This is a genomic window from Klebsiella sp. MPUS7, assembly GCF_009905335.1.
Lineage (GTDB): Bacteria > Pseudomonadota > Gammaproteobacteria > Enterobacterales > Enterobacteriaceae > Klebsiella > Klebsiella grimontii.
In genome coordinates this window covers 902,725-921,146 of the sequence record NZ_CP047604.1, presented here as the reverse complement: position 1 = coordinate 921,146, position 18,422 = coordinate 902,725, and the positions used below count along the sequence as shown (strand labels likewise).

The window sequence follows — 18,422 nt, the reverse complement described above, 5'->3', positions numbered from 1 at the left end:
TAATGCTGATATGGTAACGTTAACAAAAAACGAATCTCATGTCGTTTTGCTGAGATTCATGATGTTAATCACAAAAGTTAACGTTAACATAACGAGAGTGCGATCGCGATCAAATATTCCTCGTCTGCATCGGCACCGGGTGTACGATAGAATATCGTATGATCCTTTTACATCAGTAACTTAGTAAAACCCGTTGCCGACGGCAGGGGTGGAGCACTTAATATGGCATCTCTGAAAGATGTGGCAAAGCTGGCGAATGTGTCGCTGATGACGGTCTCCCGGGCGCTAAACAGCCCGGAAAGACTCAAGCCGGAAACCCTGGCTCGGGTCCAGGCGGCTATCGAAGAGACTAACTACGTCCCCGACCTGTCGGCGAAGAAAATTCGCGGCGCCCACGCGACGCCAAACACCATCGGGGTGCTGGCGCTGGATACTGTCACTACACCGTTCTCGGTGGAGATTACGCTCTCCATCGAAGAGACCGCGCGGGCGCACGGCTGGAACAGCTTCGTGGTCAACATGTTCTCTGACGATAGCCCGGAAACCATTGTCGACCTGCTGCTCTCCCACCGTCCGGACGGGATTATTTATACCACGATGGGCCTGCGCCAGGTGCCGCTTCCGGCCAAGCTGTTAACCCTCCCCTGCGTGCTGGCCAACTGCGAAAGCCTGCACGATCCGGTGGCCAGCTATATCCCGGACGACGAACAGGGTCAGTATACGGCGGTGCAGGCCCTGCTAGCCGCGGGCTACCGCCGTCCGCTGTGCCTGCATCTGCCAGCGAATCATCTGGCGACCGTCCGCCGCCGTCAGGGGCTGGAACGCGCCTGCCGGGAAGCGGGGATTGACCCGGATACGCTCGACCATAGCTATATGGCCTATGGCGATGAGCACTATCGCGATATTCCCGCTGTCGTGCTGGCGCATATTCAGCAACCCACGCTGCCATTCGACTCGGTGATTTGCGGCAACGACCGCATCGCGTTTATGGTCTATCAGACGCTACTGGCGCAGGGGCTGCGCATTCCGCAGGATGTGGCGGTGGTGGGTTACGACAATATGGTGGGGATCGGCGATCTGTTTTTTCCGCCGCTCTCAACGGTGCAGCTCCCGCACTATGATATTGGGCGCCTGAGCGCCCTGCATATTATTAACGGCGACAGCCACCGGGAGACGGTACGGGTTGCCAGCCCGTGGCTGCCGCGCGAGTCCTTATAGTTAATTGCCGATATTGCGCAGCTTCTCGCCGGACATCAGCTTGCGTTCAATATGCTCAAGGGTGACGTTTTTGGTTTCCGGGATCAGCCAGAAAGTCACGCCGATAAAGGCGACGTTCAGCGCGGTATATAGCCAGAAGGTTCCCGCCGCGCCGATAGCGTCCAGCAGCGTCAGGAAGGTCGCGCCGATAATCATGTTCGACACCCAGTTGGTGGTGGTTGAGCAGGTGATACCGAAATCGCGGCACTTCAGCGGCTGAATTTCCGAACACAGGATCCACACCACCGGCGCGGCGCTCATCGCATAGCCGGCGATACACATCATGGTCATCCCCACCGACAGCCAGGAGAGACCGCTGGAGGCGGTGCCGTTATCAAACTGCATCAGGCAGTAGCCCAGCACCAGCGTGCCGATGGCCATCACGCTAAAGCCGATTTTCAGCGCCGGTTTACGCCCGGCCTTATCGACGGTAAAGACGGCGATAAAGGTGGCGAACATAAAGGTTAACCCGACCACCAGGGTCGCCACCATCTGCTGCTCGGTAGTGGTGAAGCCGGCCATTTTGAAGATGCGCGGCGCGTAGTACATGATGATATTCATCCCGGTAAATTGCTGCATCGCCTGCAGCAGCATGCCAAGGAATACCGCCCGCCGCACGTTGCGGTTGACCTTAAACAGCGCCCAGCCGCCCTGCTTCAGCTTGAGGCTTTCACGGATCTCATTCAGCTCGTCGCGGGCTTTTTCGGACGTGTCGCGCAGCATCCGCAGCACCTCTTCCGCTTCCACGTGACGCCCTTTTTCCGCCAGCCAGCGCGGGCTGTTCGGCAGGAAGATCACCAGAATAATCAGCACCAGCGCCGGCAGCGCCAGTACGCCAAGCATCGCTCGCCAGTTGCCACTGTAGCTGAACGCGGTATCGGAGAGAAACGCCATCACGATCCCCAACGTCACCATCAGCTGATACATGCTGATCATCTTGCCGCGTACGTTTTCGCTCGCCATTTCCGACAGATACAGCGGCGCGGTATAAGAGGCGATCCCCACCGCGACCCCGAGAACGATCCTCGCCGCCAGCAGCATTTCGACGCTGCCGGCAAAAGCGGAGCCCACGGAACCGGCCACGAACAGCACTGCACCCACCATCAGGCTGTATTTGCGCCCGAGGCGAAAAGAGAGCCAGCCGTTAAATAACGCGCCGATAGCGGCTCCCAGCATCATGCTGCTCACCACCCACTCCTGCAGGCGGCTGGATAAAACGAAATGATCGGTAATAAAGGGCAGCGCCCCGGCAATTACGCCGATATCAAGGCCAAACAGCAATCCTGCCACCGCGGCGGCAACCGAGACAAACTGATTCATGCGCCGGGTATCGCGCTGCGTACGCGGCATGGTTGTAGAGTCGTGACTGATTGAGGTCATTTTTTTCCCGCCAGACGAAGTAAGAGATACGATGAAACTACGGGATCGGCGGCGCAAGGTGTCAGGCGTGACAAGCCAAAGATATGGATTAAGTTGCTACAGGCAATGGTTTTGTGATGGACATTCAACTTTCCAAAGAACAGAAAATAAGCATTTCAACTTCATCAGCCCTTGCTAAACATAGATACTCTGTCAGGAAACAAGTAAACCATATGGACTATTTCAATTTCATCATATGGACAATTGATATTGAGCTATAAAAAAACCCTGCCGCAGCAGGGTTCCATTTTGCGCTGATAACGCGGAAAACGTTAGCGCGCCAGCCAGCCGCCATCCACCGCCACGGTGTAGCCATTGATGTAGTCAGAAGCGCTGGAGGCCAGGAAGACTACCGGCCCCATCAGGTCGCTCGGCAGACCCCAGCGTCCCGCCGGAATACGGTCGAGGATCTCGCTGCTGCGCTGTTCGTCAGCGCGCAGCTGCTGGGTATTGTTGGTCGCCATATAGCCCGGCGCCAGCGCGTTGACGTTGATGCCGTGCTTCGCCCACTCGTTCGCCAGCAGGCGGGTCACGCCCATCACCGCGCTTTTAGACGCCGTGTAGGACGGTACGCGGATCCCGCCCTGGAAAGAGAGCATCGAGGCGATATTGATAATCTTGCCGCCGGTACCCTGAGCGATAAAGTGCTTCGCCGCCGCCTGAGACATAAAGAACACGCTCTTAATATTCAGGTTCATCACGTCGTCCCAGTTTTTCTCGCTGAATTCAATCGCGTCTTCGCGACGGATCAGACCGGCGTTGTTAACCAGGATATCGATATGCCCGAACTCCGCTACCGCACGCTCCAGCAGCTGTGGAATGCCGTCAATCTGGCGCAGATCGGCGGTCAGGCTGAGAAAACGGCGGCCCAGCGCCGTGACGCGCTCAATGGTTTCCGTCGGTTCAACAATATTGATACCCACGATATCGCAGCCGGCTTCCGCCAGGCCCACCGCCATACCCTGGCCCAGACCCGTATCACAGCCGCTGACCACGGCCACTTTGCCCTGCAGGGAGAATGCGTCGAGAATCATACTTGGTTCCTTAATCTTTCAGAGCCTGTGTAGGTACAGGCAAGGTTCTGATAGTCCAGCCTGCTGCTTGTGCAGACCCTTATGGTTTGAAGAACTCTCAGGGATTGACCCTTCTAAAAATAAAACAGAGTTCCGTTTTACTGTGAGCACATCTTAGCCCCGGCTAAAGTCATTTTCAATTATTATTAAAACATCGTTTCAATTTTAAGACTGATAAATGTTAAAAATGCAAAACAGATCACGAAGCGCCGGAGGATTAATCCGGAAATATTGATTTAATTCATTAAAATACAGTCAGTTATAGTTAACTTTAAAAAAAGACCATAGATTGAAGAAAATCGACAAGAAATCAAAGACCGCCGGGATGCGTGCCGCACGTCGCGCAAAAAACGCGATCTGCCGCAAGAAGTTGTTGCGAATTGCGTCCGCCATCACAAATAATGAAACGATGTTTTGATAAATTAACACCTATCTTTTAATTCTACTTCCACTGGCCGGTCAACGCAGGCGAGCGGCATCTCAGGAAGGCAAAGGAGTACATCATGGCTAAAGGCATGCGGGTTAAACTGAATTATGAAGTCAGCCGCGATCCGGACACCGGCGCGGAGATCACCCGTTTAACCCCACCGGAAGTGACCTGTCATCGTAACTATTTCTATCAGAAGTGTTTTTTTAACGATGGCAGCCATTTGCTGTTTGCCGGCGAGTTCGACGGCAACTGGAACTATTATCTGCTGGACCTCGCAAAAGCCGAGGCGGTGCAGCTAACGGAAGGCGCCGGTGATAACACGTTTGGCGGTTTCCTTTCCCCGGATGATAAATCCCTTTATTACGTGAAGAACGACCGGACGCTGCTGGAAGTTAACCTCACGACGCTGCAAGAGCGCGAAGTGTATCGCGTCGCCGATGACTGGGTTGGCTACGGCACCTGGGTGGCCAACAGCGATTGCACCAAGCTGGTCGGCATCGAGATTGCCAAAAGCGACTGGACGCCGCTTAACGACTGGCAGATTTTCCACGATTTCTTCCACAAAGGCCCCCGCTGCCGCCTGCTGCGCGTCGATCTGCAAACCGGCGAAAGCCGCGTGATCCACGAAGAGAAAAAATGGCTGGGCCACCCGATCTATCGTCCGTTCGATGACAATACCGTCGCCTTCTGCCATGAAGGCCCGCACGACCTGGTCGATGCGCGGATGTGGATGGTGAATGAAGACGGCAGCAACGTGCGTAAAGTCAAAGCGCATGCTGAGGGCGAAAGCTGCACCCACGAATTCTGGGTCCCGAACGGCTCCGCGCTGGTGTACGTCTCTTATCTGAAGGGCCAGCAGGGGCGAACTATCTATAGCTTCAACCCCGATACCGGCGTCAATGAAGCGGTGATGCAGATGCCGGCCTGTTCGCATCTGATGAGTAACTTTGACGGCACGATGCTGGTTGGCGATGGCTCCGGTACCCCGGTGGACGTCAAAGACACCAGCGGCTACACCATTGATAACGACCCGTATCTGTACGCTTTCGATGTCGCGAAGCAGGCCTATTTCCGCGTCGCGCGTCACGATACCTCCTGGGCAACGGTAGCCAATAGTCGCCAGGTGACCCACCCGCACCCGTCCTTTACGCCGGACGATAGCGCCATTTTGTTCAGTTCCGATAAAGACGGTAAACCTGCCGTGTATATCGCGAAGCTGCCGTCACAGCCTGAGATGCTGAAGGCATAGCGTTAGCCACTGTTTGAGTTAGTGTTTCTGTAACTGGCCTTGCCCTCCTTTTGGAGGGCTTTTTTGTGCCCGCCGTTTTCCCCGGATTGCGCTGCGCTTATCCGGGCTACATGACGTGCATAGGGGGTAGCCCGGAGAGGCGCATTGCGCCGCCTCCGGGAAGAGGGATTCATACCAACAGAAAACCCCGGCTGACCGCTCCGGGGGAAAACGATGAGGATATTTTTTAAGTTAGAACGAGTAGGCGACACCTACGCGGAAACGGGTCTGGCGGTCGCTGCGATCGTTGACGCCAACGTTGCCGAGCTCGCCGTACGGCGACCAGTTTTTATCCAGCTTATAGGCAACCTTAAGGTTGTACTCCTGCGAGTACGGTTTATTGTCGTTACGATTAACCCCTTCCGAACTACGCGCATAAACATAGTTCAGCTCGGTACGCCAGTCGCCTAAAACAAAACCGGCCCAGGCATCACCACGGTTAACCTTATCGTCATCTTTTCCTGCACTCGCCGGATAGCGCGTGTATTCATAACGATAGCGGGCGGCAACGTAGAAACCATTATCGAAACTGTACTGCACATGCAGATTAGGCTTATAGATTGAACGGCTATCGTTACTTTCAATAACAAATCCCGGCGTTACCGCGAAGTTCTTATCCGCCTTCCAGCGCCAGCTAATGGTCTCTTCATGACCATTACCGACAACATCCGAATAAGGCTGACTGGCGTTATCGCCACCCGATTTCCACTTCGCTTCAACGGAGAAGCCAAAGCCGTTATCAAAACGATGGGAGACGGAAACGCGGTCGGCGTTGCTCTTGTCCGACTTCCCCCCATCGATGAATTCGTGACGTAAATCTACCGTGACAGCTGAAGCCGCGAAAGACATGCCGCAGAGTGCAGCAAGGGCCAGAGATCTTGCGAACATAAATTACCCCTCATAATTAAAATATCGTTTCGTTTTTATAAAACCGTATTTTATTTTTTAGGCAATAATGTTTTAGTGATCGCGATCGTAATTATTTGTTTCAAAAAAGGTGGCACAGAAAGACGTGACAACGCTCAACAAAATAGCGCGCCAGGGAGGGATTTTGTGAGGGAAAAAGGCCAGGCGACAAAAACAAAAAAGCCTCCGCGCGGAGGCTCACTAAACTGATATCAGAAAGGGCTTATTAACGTTCAACCGCCAGCGCCACGCCCTGGCCGCCGCCGATACACAGCGTGGCCAGCCCTTTGCGGGCGTCGCGTTTGATCATCTCATGCACCAGGGAAACCAGGATCCGGCAGCCGGAAGCGCCGATCGGGTGGCCCAGCGCAATGGCGCCGCCGTTGACGTTCACCCGCCGCTCGTCCCATTCCAGCACCCTACCCACCGAAATGGCCTGGGCGGCAAAGGCTTCGTTGGCTTCGATAAGATCGACTTCATCCAGCTTCCAGCCCGCGCGCTCAAGGCAGCGGCGGGTAGCATGGACCGGGGCGATGCCCATCAGCGCCGGATCGACGCCCACGCTGGCAAAGGCGCGGATCCGCGCCAGAATCGGCAGCCCCAGCGCCTCGGCTTTGGTCTCGCTCATCATCATCACCGCCGCCGCGCCATCGTTAATGCTTGAGGCATTGCCCGCGGTGACCGAGCCCTGCTGGTCAAAAGTCGGCAGCAGGCTGGCCAGCGCTTCAGCGCTGGGGTCGACGCGCGGCTGCTCATCGGTATCCACCAGCCGCGGAATACCGTTGAGTTCGCTGGTCACCGGAACGATTTCATCGCGAAAACGGCCGGAGTCAATCGCCCGCCGCGCTTTGTGCTGCGAGCTAAGCGCCCACGCGTCCTGCAATTCACGGCTAATACCGTACTCGCGCGCCAGGTTCTCCGCCGTCACGCCCATATGGTAGTCATTAAACGCATCCCACAGGCCATCGTGGACCAGGCTGTCGATAAGCTGGCTATTGCCCAGCTGCGCGCCGGTCCGGCTATCGGTCAGCACATGCGGGGCGCGGCTCATATTCTCCTGCCCTCCGGCGATCACCACGTCCGCTTCGCCGCACTGAATCGCCTGAGTCGCCAGGTGCAGCGCTTTCAGCCCGGAACCGCAGACGTCGTTGATGGTAATGGCAGAAACGGTATTAGGCAGCCCGCCGCGTATCGCCGACTGACGCGCCGGATTCTGTCCGGTTCCTGCCGTCAGAACCTGGCCGAGGATCACCTCATCAATACTCTGCGGATCGACGCCGCTGCGCTCCACTAACGCCTTTACCACCACGCTGCCCAACTCCACCGCAGAATGACGCGATAGCGTGCCCTGAAAACAGCCGATTGGCGTTCGCAACGCGCCGACGATTACGACATCTTTCATCCTCTACCTCTGCTCCGCCTCTGCGCAAAGAAACAGCATCATAGTAGTGAATTGTTATCAAAAAATTTCGCAATTGTTTAAAAAAAGTGAGGGGAATCACAAAGATCGTCGGCGATGGCAAAAATGGCCCCTATTTGCGCCCATGCCCCTGCAGATGCTGACGCAGCCAGCTTCCGGCTTCGCCCGGCGGCGCTTTTTTATTCCACAGCAAATCGGTAGAGATCGTCCGCGGCCAGCCGGCAATATCCAGCGCCACCAGGCTTCCGCTGCCGGCAAACTCCTCCACCAGCGCGCTGGGCAAAATACACCATCCCAGCCCCTGAGCCGCCATGCTGAACAGCAGCAGATAGTTTGGCGCTGACCAGACCAGGCCGCGCGCCGGTTCAGCCGAATTGTCCAGATAGGTGCTCAGGCGCAGTTCGCGCCAGCTGAACAGCTCGTCACGGGTGACTCTACCCTGAGCCGCCAGCGGGTGCCGGGGCGCCACGAAAATAGCCATTTCGGTTTGCATCGGCAGGCGGATGCTGCCTATTTCTGTCGGGTAGCTCTCCCTGGCCTCAATCAGCCCTACCTGCGCCCGCTCCTTTTGCAGCAGGTCGATAACGTCGTCATCTTCGCCAATCAGGCACTCAAATTCGGTATGCGGAAAACGGCGATCGAACTGCGCCAGCAGATCTTCTAGCACATCGGGATGCAGCGTATCGGAGAGCACAAAGGTCAGGCGCGCTTCGGTGTTGCCAGACAGCGAAATGGCCAGTTCATCCAGCCTGTCGCTGGCCGCCAGAATCGCCTTCACATAGCTCAACACCTGTTCGCCCTGCGGCGTCAGCGTCGGTTGCCTGGAGGTGCGATCGAACAGCGTCACGCCAAGATCGGCTTCCAGGTTGGCGATTGCGGTGCTGATGGTGGACTGGCTTTTACGCAGCCGCCGCGCCGCGCCAGAGAACGAACCGCAGGCCACGGATTCGATAAAAGCGGTTAAAGCTTCGGGAGAATAGCGCATGAACTATCTACTTTATCGATGGATACTATCTTTTGTTTATCATATTTATCCATAAAATGCCGGGTAATTTCTTATAAAGTCCGGAGGCAACAAGCCATGCAACAAGTCAACGCCCAGCGCAAAACGCTGACGGAACGGATCATTCACGCTATCAGCTTTGAAGGTCTGGCGACGCTGATCCTCGCCCCGACCGCCGCATGGCTAATGCAGCGTTCGGTGGTCGAAATGGGCGGGCTCAGTATCCTGCTCGCGACGCTGGCGATGGTCTGGAACATTATCTATAACGCCCTGTTTGACCGCCTGTGGCCGGTTTCCCGTGTCGTCCGCAACCTGCGGGTCCGCGCGCTGCACGCGATCGGCTTTGAGTCAGGCTTTATTCTTATTGGCGTCACCATGGTCGCGCTGGTGCTGGGCGTCTCGCTGATGCAGGCGTTTATGCTGGAAATCGGCTTTATGCTGTTCTTCCTGCCCTACACCATGGCCTTCAACTGGGCCTGGGATACGCTGCGCGAGCGCGCGATGAAGGTTCGCCAGCAGCGAATCGCCACCCGCCGCTCATCCTGCACGGATCGCCCGATTGATTGACGGGCGCCCCGCCGCTTCACTTATTAGCCAGAAACTATCGCCGCAGCCCATTCATAAATGTGATAAATTGCACTCCTTTTTGTTCGTTTTCTGGTTGATAAAGTCGCATAATGTCTAAAATTTGGTCTAAAGAAGAAACTCTCTGGAGTTTCGCCTTATATGGCACTGCTGTAGGCGCTGGCACGTTATTCTTGCCGATCCAACTGGGATCCGCGGGCGCCATTGTTCTTTTCATCACCGCGCTGGTCGCCTGGCCGTTGACCTACTGGCCGCATAAAGCACTGAGCCAGTTTATTCTCTCCGCCAACATCGCCCCGGGCGAGGGGATTACCGGCGCCGTTAACCACTACTACGGTAAAAAGATCGGCAGCCTGATTACCGGTCTCTATTTCCTCGCCTTTTTCGTGGTCGTGCTGATCTACGCGGTCGCCATTACTAACTCGCTCGCGGAGCAGCTATCCCGGCATGTCCCCATCACCTCGCAGGTACGGGCGCTGCTCAGCCTGGCCGTCGTGCTGGTGCTGAATCTGATCTTTTTAATGGGCCGCCACGTCACCATCAAGGTGATGGGATTTTTAGTCTTCCCGCTGATCGCCTGTTTCCTGTTCCTCTCCATCTATTTAATGGGTAGCTGGCAGCCGGCTTACCTGACCAGCCAGATGCAGCTGACCCCGCACACGTTCCACCAAATCTGGATCTCCATTCCCGTGATGGTTTTCGCCTTTAGCCATACGCCGATCATCTCGACTTTTGCTATCGATCAGCAGGAAAAATACGGCGAGCAGGCCATGGGTAAATGCAAAAAAATCATGAAGGTGGCCTACACCCTCATCTGCGCCAGCGTGCTGTTTTTCGTCTTCAGCTGCCTGCTGTCGATACCGGCGGGCTATATCGAAACCGCGCGCAATCAGGGGGTCACCATTCTTTCCGCCCTGTCGATGATGCCAGGGTCGCCGGCGTGGCTGGCGGTCACCGGAATTATTGTAGCGGTGGTGGCGATGTCAAAATCGTTCCTCGGTACCTATTTTGGCGTGATTGAAGGGGCCAGCGAAATCGTCAAAACTTCGCTCGCCCAGGCGGGTATTCGTAAAAGCCGCGCGTTCAACCGGGCGATGTCGATCCTGCTGGTATCGACGCTGACCTTCGTGGTGTGCTTTATCAATCCCAATGCCATTTCAATGATTTACGCCATTAGCGGCCCGCTTATTGCGATGATCCTGTTCATCATGCCGACCCTCTCCACGTACCTTATTCCGACGCTGAAGCCCTACCGCTCGGTGGGTAACTTCATTACCCTGGTTGTCGGTTTGCTCTGCGTATCGGTGATGTTTTTTAGCTGATCCTTTCTCTGCGGCGAGTGTCTTGCTCGCCGCACGTTCTGCCAACATTCTCATCCCCCCAATCTCCCTGACGGACATACACTGATCCCTTGCATACCATTAGAGCAGGGGTTTATATGTCCAGCGTAAAATTATCCGGTACCGCAACGTTAGGCGATCGTCAGGTTTATCGTCTGGGATACGGGGCGATGCAGCTTGCGGGGCCCGGCGTCTTCGGCCCGCCAAAAGATCCGCAAACCGCTATCCGCGTCCTGCAGGAAGCGGTCGAGTCGGGCGTCAATCATATCGATACCTCCGATTTTTATGGCCCGTACGTCACGAATCAGCTCATTCGCCAGGCGCTGCATCCCTATGCCGACAATCTGTGCATCGTGACCAAAGTCAGCGCTCGCCGCGATGAAAAAGGCAACTGGCTCCCCGCGATGTCTCCCGCGGAGCTCACTCAGGCGGTGGAAGATAATCTGCGCAATCTGGGCCTTGACGTGCTCGAGGTGGTGAATCTACGCAGTATGCTCGGCACTCACGGCCCGGCAGAAGGGTCGCTGGAGGAGCCTTTATCCACCCTGCTGGAGCTTAAAGAGCGCGGGTTGATTCGCCATATCGGGCTGAGCAACGTTACCGCCAGACAGGTGAGCGATGCGCAAAAAATGACGCCCATCGTCTGCGTTCAGAACCAATACAACGTGGCGAACCGTCAGGATGACCCGCTTATCGACGAGCTGGCGGCGCAGCATATCGCCTGGGTGCCCTTTTTCCCGCTCGGCGGCTTTACGCCGCTACAGGCCCGGGAGCTTAACGATGTCGCCGCTTCGCTGGACGCGACCCCGATGCAGGTGGCGCTGGCATGGTTGCTTCAGCGCTCGCCGAATATCCTGCTCATTCCGGGCACCTCTTCGCTAGCGCATCTGCATGAAAATCTCGCCGCCGCGCAATTAACGCTTCCGCCTGAAGCGCTGGCCACCCTCGATAATCTCCAGCCCCACGCCTGATTTCAGGCTTCTGCGGATGGATATTCGCAGAAGCCTTCATCTCAATATTTGCCTGGAATTACCTTAACGCCGCTGGCACTATACATCCTACAAATTAGGCGTTATCTGCTTTATTCTCTTGCGGATAACCCTATGCAAAGCATAGCTTTATACTTTTCCGACTGGCCTCCTAATTGGAGGCTTCTGTCGTTTTTGTCTCGCCAAAATTTTCGGAGTCTTGATTACAGGAAAAACAATATCTCATTCAAAGATTATACAAATCAATTTAGCTGCAAAGATAGCTAACAACATCAAACGCTCATAAAAACATCTGGTTAACACAATCAGAATGTTTGCATTGCTATATAAAAAATCAACCACACACAATAACAATTTACAAGGATTGCACATGACAGAGGGAACGATAAAGACCAGTAAGTATGAAATCATTGCTATTTTCAGGGAAGAGCTCCGAAAGCAGGCGGAGATAGAAGTTTTTGTTAATAACAAAAGCACTATAACCCAGCTAGCGCGGGTGGATTTTGCCGAGTTTCATATCTTAACTACCAGCAAAATCCCCACCGGGCATAAAGTTAAATTTATTCTGCATAGCGATTCAGGAAAAATCGAGTTTTGCTCCACGCTAAAGAAAAGCTACGCCGGCGGCGAAGGAAAATGCCGCAAGGTCGCTTTTACCTTGCCGGAATGTATCCAGGTGGTACAACGTCGGCGCGATCCCCGATTCCGTTTGCGCCACGAGCACGAATTCTTCTGTCACGGTCGACATAAAAATGGAGAAAACTATCTATTCGAAATCAAAGACATTTCGGATGGCGGTTGTGCTCTGATGACCAAGAGCCCCAATCTGAAATTCCTCAGCCATAACGCCATCCTTAAGAACGCCATTCTGGCCCTCGCTGAATATGGCGAAGTGACCGTAGATTTAGTTATAAAAAACGTTGTCATGGTGACGTTAGATGATAACGAGGAGTCGGATAGCTACTACCAAATTTCCTGCCAGTTTAAATTTCGTCATCTTGATAACAAGAAGAGAATAGAGAAAGTGCTGCTCGACTTGATTATGGAAGCCAAGAGAAAAAAGAGAGTCTGAACCATTGGACAGTATATTGCTTTACACTGATGATAATATCATCGGACAATCAGTTCATGATTACTTGATCGATCACGCCACGGACATCACGACCCTGAACTTTCAGGATATAGTGAAAGGAGTCTGCGCTCCCCCGACAGCGACCGTTATTATCAATATCATCCATAAAGATATCTCAGCGGCCACAACGGTTGCCTTACTGAACACTTTGCGCAATCGCCTCGCGCATTGCGCCATGCTGGTTCTGATAGTCAAAAGCGAGCTTTCCAGCCTGTTCCGGGAACTGCTTGATCTGGAAAACCTATTGATTCTCACAGAAAAATCCTCTTTGTCAGCGTATTCAGCCATCCTCAGCAGGCCCTTAACCGCCGAGGGCTGCCAGGGTCTGTGCACCCGCAGAAAGCTAACCGCCAGGGAGCTTCAGGTGCTGGAGTTAATAATTGCCTGCAACAACAATAAAAGGATTGCAGTGCTTCTCGACATCGATCATAAAACGGTCCACAGCCATAAGGTACATATTATGAAAAAACTAGGAATGAATAGTTCGCGGATAATGAACAAAAGCATAGTCAATATGTATCAGTGTTAAAACTAAAAATATGTGGGTGACCAATCAAAGCCGATAATTTATTGGCAACAAGCCATTAATAATCATTCCCATCGGCAGAAAGGTCACCTATAATATCCTCCTCTCTTTACCTCTGACCATATTTTTGACGAGAGATAATGAACGCCACTCTGTTTTCCGACCATAATTTATCACGTAGCGATATATCCGTTCGTTATGTCTTTCAAAAAATGTTTTCCCCAGAAGGTACGCTCGTCGCCGTGGAGTGCCTGAGCCGTTTTGACCGCATGTCCATATCGCCGGAAAACTTCTTTCGCTACGCCAATACCGGATTACGTGAAAGCATTTTTATGGAACAGCTGGCACTCATTGAAAAACATAAACAGTGGTTTAAGCAAAATCGCATCTCGGCGACTATCAACGTTGATGACCATATACTTAACGTATTGCTACGCCCGGAGATTAAAGCGCTCGTCAACCATATCGGCTGCGTCCATTTTGAAGTTACCGAGAACTCCAATAAATTATTAAATAATGCACTCGCCGCCTGGAGCAATCCGCAAAGCACCACGCTCTGGCTTGATGATTTCGGTTCTGGCAACGCCGGTATTAGCGCCATTCGCGACTATCATTTCGATTATGTCAAAATCGATAAAGACTTCTTCTGGCTTTTAATGCAAAAAGATTCCGGCCGACCGTTAATGGATGCGCTGGTCACCTTTCTTGCCCGCAACCACCATAACGTAATTATTGAAGGCGTAGAAAGCGAAGCGCATAAGGCGTGGTTACAGGGGATGGAGTGGTTTGCTATTCAGGGACACTACTGGAAAGAAGTCAGCATTGAACAACTGGTTAAAGAAGGTCTCACCGTTTAAATAAATGCCGGATGATTCCGGCATTTATTGTAACATTTGCGCAAGACCATCAACCCTTCAATTATAAACAAGTTCCCAGGTCGCCCAGCTGGTCAACGGACCGCTGGTTGCTTTTTCCGGCGCTGGCGTAACGTAGCCAATGTAATAGGTAAATACGCCGCCATCCACCGCTTTTTCTACCAGCGGCACCCGGTTTTGTAAGGGGTCGGCGGGAACAATTTTATTGCTTTTATCCAGCGTATTATTGTCATTAGTCGACAGCGCGAGGAAAATATGGCTGGCGCCGTCCGCCCGCGTATTCCTCAGATAACCAGCATTTTCATTGCTGACCGCATTGACCGTAAATCCGTCAACCCAGCGGACGTTAACCAGGCGGATCGCGTTTTTATCCGCCGCGCCGCCGTCGTGTCGCAGCTGGCAGTTCGAGAGCTCCAGCGTGAAGGGCTGCGGTTTCATAAATGCCCCGGCGCCCCGTTCGTGGACTTCCGCCAGGCTGACCGGCGCCAGCCAGACGCTGCCGCTCCCGGCGTTGTTGCCGCCGTTAAGGGCCACGCTGCATGAGATATCGGTAACCCGTCCGGCAAAATCCACCCGTCCCCGATCGTAGTTGGTCTCAAAAGCCGACGCCGAGGAGGCAATCAGCATCCCGCTTATCAGGGCCAGTTGAATGAGTCGTTTGCTATTTTTCAATTGTGCTGAATCACGCATACCCGCCTCCCGAATTAATCGTACGTCAGGTTAAAGATCATATGCGACTCCACCTCACCGGTACTGGTGGTCGGCGCATATTGATAGAAGCGCGCGTGCAGAGGCAGGGTGATATAGCGCGTTTCTTGCGTGCGCAGCGTCCCGGCGCTGTATTTCTTATTGAACTCCAGCGGTACGCCATCCTTCAGAACCTGAATACCAATCCCTTTCGCCAGCGAGGAGCCGGCTTTTTCGTTCAGTAGCGCGCCCCGGCTCACCGTAGTGCCGCTCGCCAGCGTACCGGAGAAAGAGGTCTGGATATTGGCGTATCCCGACTCGCTTAGCCCGCCGCTGCACTGCAGCTCAATATTAAAATCCTTCCCGCCCGCGGTGGTGCCGACGCCGTTAAGATCGCTGCGCTTGATGGTGCCGACATCGACGTTCATATTTTTGCCGCTCAGGATGGTACATGAGGGCGATACCACGGTGATGGCGTTGGCGCTCAGGCGGGTTTCGAGGATCGGGTTATTGCCGTTCTCCCAGTCATAAGAGGTGTACTTACCTGCCGCCAGGGTACCGCTGCCGGTCACGCTCGCGGTTTTAATCACCTCCAGCGTAAAGCGGGAGCCTTCCAGCGAATAATTCGTGGTCCTGCTAACGTAGCTCGAGTAAGCGCCAGGATAGATGATATTGACCGTCGCCCCGCCACGGCTAAACCGCAGGCCGATACCTGGCACGTTGGTGGAATAAATTTTATTGCCCAGATCGGTCGCCCCGGGGGCGACGATTTTGGCCACAAAGCGGTTAGTGCCGCTGCTACAGCTATAGCTGGCCCCGCCCGGCGCCGACATTGTCCAGTCGCGGGAAACGATCACCGACCCTACCGGCAGATCCGGTGGAACCACCACCCGGCCCACTACCATGTCGAGGCTTACCGTCGGCTGCGACAGGCGCGTACAGTACGCCCATGCCGACGTGGTCCCCATCGCCATTAAGCCAATAAAAAGCGTCATTTTTTTCATTAGCGACATAGCGTTTCCTTTGTTTTTTCCTGACTTAATTCCACCGAGCACTGTCCGCCGCTCCACTTAACCGTGGCCTTCGGCGCGCTGGCGTCGCTGATAAACATCATGCTGCCCTGCCCCACCACGCCGATCTCTTTCCCGGACGGGTTGTAAATCGTCGCGGCGAACGGTAGCGGCAGGCCGTTTGCCTGGCGCGCCTGCAGAGTGATGTTGTTCTGCAGCGTAGTATCGAAGGAGACCTTGACCACGCTGCCTTCCCATGGCACAACCTGCGCCACGGTACTGCCGAAGGCGACATCGTCGTTGCTGCCTTTCGGGTCAATCTCAACGGCGTTAATCCGGTAAGGCCGCAGATACGGCAGAATGGCGTAGCCGTTGCTATCGATACGGGTCCCCGGCGAACCAGGCAGCATCGCGCCCGCGGCGTCTTTCGCTTCGATCAGCGCCATGGTGGTGCCGCTTTCCGGCGAGAATACGACGCCGTGCTGATGCGCGATCAGCGTCCCGCTGGCGCCCACGCCGCTCTGGCGATAGCCTTCACCCTGGCTATAGCTGCCGTTCAGCGTCGTCCATGGGGTACGGTAGCTGCCGTTCAGCGCCACATCGTGCTGGCCGCCGGTGGAGGTGGTCGTCGACACGCCGTAGTTGAGGTTGTTTTCGCTATCCAGCGAACCGTTGACGCCAATCTGCGAACTGGCGAAACGCGAATTATTAAACGAGGTATTCGACGTCAGGTTAGCGGTGCGGTTTTCACCGAACCACAGCGGGTAGCTAAAGTTGAGAGAAACGCGATCGTCGCGGCGGTGGCCGGAACTATCCGGGGTATAGACGCGCTGGGCGCTGACCGACCACGAGAGCCGACCGTACATGTTGTTGTAACTAAACTGATACTGCTTTTCCGTCCCCGAACGGTTCCAGTAATCCGCTACCCGACCGCTCAGGTAAAAGCCGCCCCAGCCGTCCGGCAGGTTCTGGTTGACGGTAAACGTCATCCCGTTTTTCTGCCGCCATACGGTGTAGTTGCTGCTGTAGTTCTTCTCCTGATCGACGGCGTACAGAGCGTCGTTCAGGTTGTAGTAGCCTTTGGTGGAGTAGCGATACGCCGCCAGCACGATGCTGGTCTGGGTTTCGGTAAACATGCGGTTAAAGGTGGCGCGATAGCTCTGGCCGTGCTCGTCGAGGGTATCGCTCTTCAGCCGCGAATGGGTGACGTCGAATGACAGCGCGCCGATGCCGGTATTCATCCCGGTCCCCAGCAGGAACGCCTGATAGTCATCAAATCCGGTGACGCCGGTATAGCCGGTGAACAGGTTATTGATACCGTGCTGCCAGGTTCCCTGGTAGAGCATCGGTTTATTACGCAGCGAACTATCGTCGACTTTACCGGCAGAGAGCGCATAGCGGGTCATCCCCGGACGCAGCAGCTGCGCCACCGAGGCGTAAGGCACGCTGAATACCTCGACCGAGCCATCGGCCTCTTTAACCGACACTTCAAGGTCGCTACCGTAGCCGGAAGGATAGACATCCTGCAGGGTAAACGGCCCCGGCGGCACCGTGGTCTGATAGATAATATTGCTGCCCTGGCGCACCGTCACCAGGGCGTTGCTTTGCGCCACGCCGCGAATTTCAGGGGCGTAGGAGCGCATGCCGTCCGGGAACATATTGTCATCGGTCGCCAGATTGATCCCGCGCAGGCCGATGGTGTCAAAGAATTCGCCGTTGGTAAAAATCTGCCCGCCGCTGACTATCGAGTTAATCTGCGGGATAGGCCGCTGCAGGTAGGTCTGGTTGCTGTTCCAGTGCGCTTTCCCCTGCTGCTGCTGCCAGTTCAGGTTACCGATATGCTTGAGCAGCCAGCCGTCCCACGACAGGCCCGCGTTAACGCCAAGATACGCGCTGCTGTTATCGGAGCCGTTGGCCGAGGAGATATGGCTGTTCCAGGCGTTGGCCATCCAGCCTAAATTCAGCGCCGCAACGCCTTTATCCCAGAATTCCGGGCTGACAAAGTTTTTCAGGCGCTGATCTTCGTAGATTTGCGGTACGGCAATATCCAGTCTCAGGGAGGACTGAATCAGCGTGTCTTTGACGTTGGCCTCGTTGCGCCACTCCTGCAGGCGTCCGCAGAATCCCGCTTTTTCGCTGAGCTGCGGGTTAAACTTTTCCGGCGAGATCCCATATTGCATCAGCATCGCTTTGGTGTAGCAGATGCCCATTTTGCCATCTTTACCGGCGGTGATTTTCAGATCGTAGCGCCCTTTCCACTCGCCGTTGGTATACACATCAAGGGAGTAGACGCCTTCGCTAATCGCGCTGGTCGAGAAACGCGACAGGTCGACCTTTTCGCGACTGCCGACGATAAAACCATCGTTAAACTGATAGATCGTTCCCGGGTTTTCCTGTCCGCTGGAAAATGGCGGAAAGCAGCACAGCGCAACCGCGATAGCCGTGCTTAATCTTCCCGGGCAGATTGACCTCTGCTTCATGA

At 54.7% G+C, this 18,422-nt stretch carries 16 protein-coding genes; 8 read left to right on the top strand and 8 right to left on the bottom strand.

Annotation, left to right across the window (positions count from 1 at the left end; translation table 11 throughout):
- The first annotated feature begins 222 nt into the window (after positions 1-222).
- Positions 223-1,218 (top strand): LacI family DNA-binding transcriptional regulator, encoded by a 996-nt coding sequence (locus GUC22_RS04430; RefSeq protein ID WP_004132104.1) that lies wholly within the window; start codon positions 223-225, stop codon positions 1,216-1,218.
- Here the strand turns inward: GUC22_RS04430 and GUC22_RS04425 are convergent, their stop codons facing one another.
- Together GUC22_RS04425 and kduD are read right to left on the bottom strand one after the other, a co-directional pair.
- Positions 1,219-2,637, bottom strand: coding sequence for a sugar porter family MFS transporter (locus GUC22_RS04425; RefSeq protein ID WP_004132105.1), 1,419 nt, complete (start codon positions 2,635-2,637; stop codon positions 1,219-1,221).
- Between the two features lie 311 nt (positions 2,638-2,948).
- The gene (kduD, locus tag GUC22_RS04420) at positions 2,949-3,710 is read right to left on the bottom strand and encodes a 2-dehydro-3-deoxy-D-gluconate 5-dehydrogenase KduD (RefSeq protein ID WP_004124661.1); all 762 of its coding nucleotides are present in this window, start codon (positions 3,708-3,710) and stop codon (positions 2,949-2,951) included.
- Between the two features lie 542 nt (positions 3,711-4,252).
- On the opposite strand from kduD, the gene GUC22_RS04415 reads away from it, so the two are divergent.
- Positions 4,253-5,428 carry an oligogalacturonate lyase family protein gene (locus GUC22_RS04415; RefSeq protein ID WP_024358562.1) on the top strand — a complete coding sequence of 392 codons (1,176 nt, stop codon included), beginning with the start codon at positions 4,253-4,255 and terminating at the stop codon, positions 5,426-5,428.
- Between the two features lie 231 nt (positions 5,429-5,659).
- Here GUC22_RS04415 and GUC22_RS04410 read toward each other — a convergent pair whose 3' ends face one another.
- The 3 genes from GUC22_RS04410 to GUC22_RS04400 form a co-directional block, all read right to left on the bottom strand.
- Positions 5,660-6,355, bottom strand: coding sequence for a porin (locus tag GUC22_RS04410; RefSeq protein WP_049085595.1), 696 nt, complete (start codon positions 6,353-6,355; stop codon positions 5,660-5,662).
- Between the two features lie 244 nt (positions 6,356-6,599).
- On the bottom strand, positions 6,600-7,775 hold the full coding sequence (locus GUC22_RS04405; RefSeq protein ID WP_004124670.1) for an acetyl-CoA C-acetyltransferase: 1,176 nt from the start codon (positions 7,773-7,775) through the stop codon (positions 6,600-6,602).
- Positions 7,776-7,905: 130 nt separating this feature from the next.
- Positions 7,906-8,778, bottom strand: a complete 873-nt coding sequence (locus GUC22_RS04400; RefSeq protein ID WP_160183356.1) for a LysR family transcriptional regulator — start codon at positions 8,776-8,778, stop codon at positions 7,906-7,908.
- A 96-nt stretch (positions 8,779-8,874) separates the two neighbouring features.
- On the opposite strand from GUC22_RS04400, the gene GUC22_RS04395 reads away from it, so the two are divergent.
- From GUC22_RS04395 to GUC22_RS04370, 6 genes are all read left to right on the top strand, one after another.
- Complete coding sequence (locus GUC22_RS04395; RefSeq protein ID WP_024358564.1) at positions 8,875-9,363, top strand: multidrug/biocide efflux PACE transporter; 489 nt, start codon at positions 8,875-8,877, stop codon at positions 9,361-9,363.
- A 110-nt stretch (positions 9,364-9,473) separates the two neighbouring features.
- A complete protein-coding gene (locus GUC22_RS04390) occupies positions 9,474-10,703 on the top strand; it encodes an amino acid permease (protein WP_024358565.1) in 1,230 nt (409 codons plus the stop codon).
- A gap of 116 nt (positions 10,704-10,819) precedes the next feature.
- Positions 10,820-11,692 (top strand): aldo/keto reductase family oxidoreductase, encoded by an 873-nt coding sequence (locus GUC22_RS04385; RefSeq protein ID WP_160183355.1) that lies wholly within the window; start codon positions 10,820-10,822, stop codon positions 11,690-11,692.
- 388 nt (positions 11,693-12,080) lie between these two features.
- Entirely contained in the window at positions 12,081-12,782 is a 702-nt protein-coding gene (locus tag GUC22_RS04380) for a flagellar brake protein (protein WP_004135026.1), read from the top strand.
- Positions 12,783-12,786: 4 nt separating this feature from the next.
- A complete protein-coding gene (locus tag GUC22_RS04375) occupies positions 12,787-13,371 on the top strand; it encodes a helix-turn-helix transcriptional regulator (protein ID WP_024358568.1) in 585 nt (194 codons plus the stop codon).
- Between the two features lie 137 nt (positions 13,372-13,508).
- Positions 13,509-14,225: an EAL domain-containing protein gene (locus GUC22_RS04370; protein ID WP_004135019.1), complete on the top strand. Its 717-nt coding sequence runs from the start codon at positions 13,509-13,511 to the stop codon at positions 14,223-14,225.
- A 57-nt stretch (positions 14,226-14,282) separates the two neighbouring features.
- Here the strand turns inward: GUC22_RS04370 and GUC22_RS04365 are convergent, their stop codons facing one another.
- From GUC22_RS04365 to GUC22_RS04355, 3 genes are read right to left on the bottom strand one after another with little or no spacing between them, the layout of a single operon-like run.
- Positions 14,283-14,933, bottom strand: coding sequence for a fimbrial protein (locus GUC22_RS04365; RefSeq protein WP_131930499.1), 651 nt, complete (start codon positions 14,931-14,933; stop codon positions 14,283-14,285).
- Between the two features lie 14 nt (positions 14,934-14,947).
- Positions 14,948-15,943: a fimbrial protein gene (locus GUC22_RS04360; protein ID WP_024358571.1), complete on the bottom strand. Its 996-nt coding sequence runs from the start codon at positions 15,941-15,943 to the stop codon at positions 14,948-14,950.
- Entirely contained in the window at positions 15,934-18,420 is a 2,487-nt protein-coding gene (locus GUC22_RS04355; RefSeq protein ID WP_004135013.1) for a fimbria/pilus outer membrane usher protein, read from the bottom strand. Before GUC22_RS04355 ends, GUC22_RS04360 begins: the two co-directional genes overlap by 10 nt.
- Positions 18,421-18,422: the final 2 nt, after the last annotated feature.

Excerpts from the sequence above, each read along its gene's own strand:
- GUC22_RS04415 (WP_024358562.1), top strand. The coding sequence starts at position 4,253 with ATGGCTAAAGGCATGCGGGTTAAACTGAATTATGAAGTCAGCCGCGAT.
- GUC22_RS04400 (WP_160183356.1), bottom strand. The coding sequence starts at position 8,778 with ATGCGCTATTCTCCCGAAGCTTTAACCGCTTTTATCGAATCCGTGGCC.
- GUC22_RS04395 (WP_024358564.1), top strand. The coding sequence starts at position 8,875 with ATGCAACAAGTCAACGCCCAGCGCAAAACGCTGACGGAACGGATCATT.
- GUC22_RS04360 (WP_024358571.1), bottom strand. The coding sequence starts at position 15,943 with ATGTCGCTAATGAAAAAAATGACGCTTTTTATTGGCTTAATGGCGATG.
- kduD (WP_004124661.1), bottom strand. The coding sequence starts at position 3,710 with ATGATTCTCGACGCATTCTCCCTGCAGGGCAAAGTGGCCGTGGTCAGC.
- GUC22_RS04410 (WP_049085595.1), bottom strand. The coding sequence starts at position 6,355 with ATGTTCGCAAGATCTCTGGCCCTTGCTGCACTCTGCGGCATGTCTTTC.
- GUC22_RS04390 (WP_024358565.1), top strand. The coding sequence starts at position 9,474 with ATGTCTAAAATTTGGTCTAAAGAAGAAACTCTCTGGAGTTTCGCCTTA.
- GUC22_RS04425 (WP_004132105.1), bottom strand. The coding sequence starts at position 2,637 with ATGACCTCAATCAGTCACGACTCTACAACCATGCCGCGTACGCAGCGC.
- GUC22_RS04370 (WP_004135019.1), top strand. The coding sequence starts at position 13,509 with ATGAACGCCACTCTGTTTTCCGACCATAATTTATCACGTAGCGATATA.
- GUC22_RS04365 (WP_131930499.1), bottom strand. The coding sequence starts at position 14,933 with ATGCGTGATTCAGCACAATTGAAAAATAGCAAACGACTCATTCAACTG.
- GUC22_RS04405 (WP_004124670.1), bottom strand. The coding sequence starts at position 7,775 with ATGAAAGATGTCGTAATCGTCGGCGCGTTGCGAACGCCAATCGGCTGT.
- GUC22_RS04355 (WP_004135013.1), bottom strand. The coding sequence starts at position 18,420 with ATGAAGCAGAGGTCAATCTGCCCGGGAAGATTAAGCACGGCTATCGCG.
- GUC22_RS04430 (WP_004132104.1), top strand. The coding sequence starts at position 223 with ATGGCATCTCTGAAAGATGTGGCAAAGCTGGCGAATGTGTCGCTGATG.
- GUC22_RS04385 (WP_160183355.1), top strand. The coding sequence starts at position 10,820 with ATGTCCAGCGTAAAATTATCCGGTACCGCAACGTTAGGCGATCGTCAG.
- GUC22_RS04380 (WP_004135026.1), top strand. The coding sequence starts at position 12,081 with ATGACAGAGGGAACGATAAAGACCAGTAAGTATGAAATCATTGCTATT.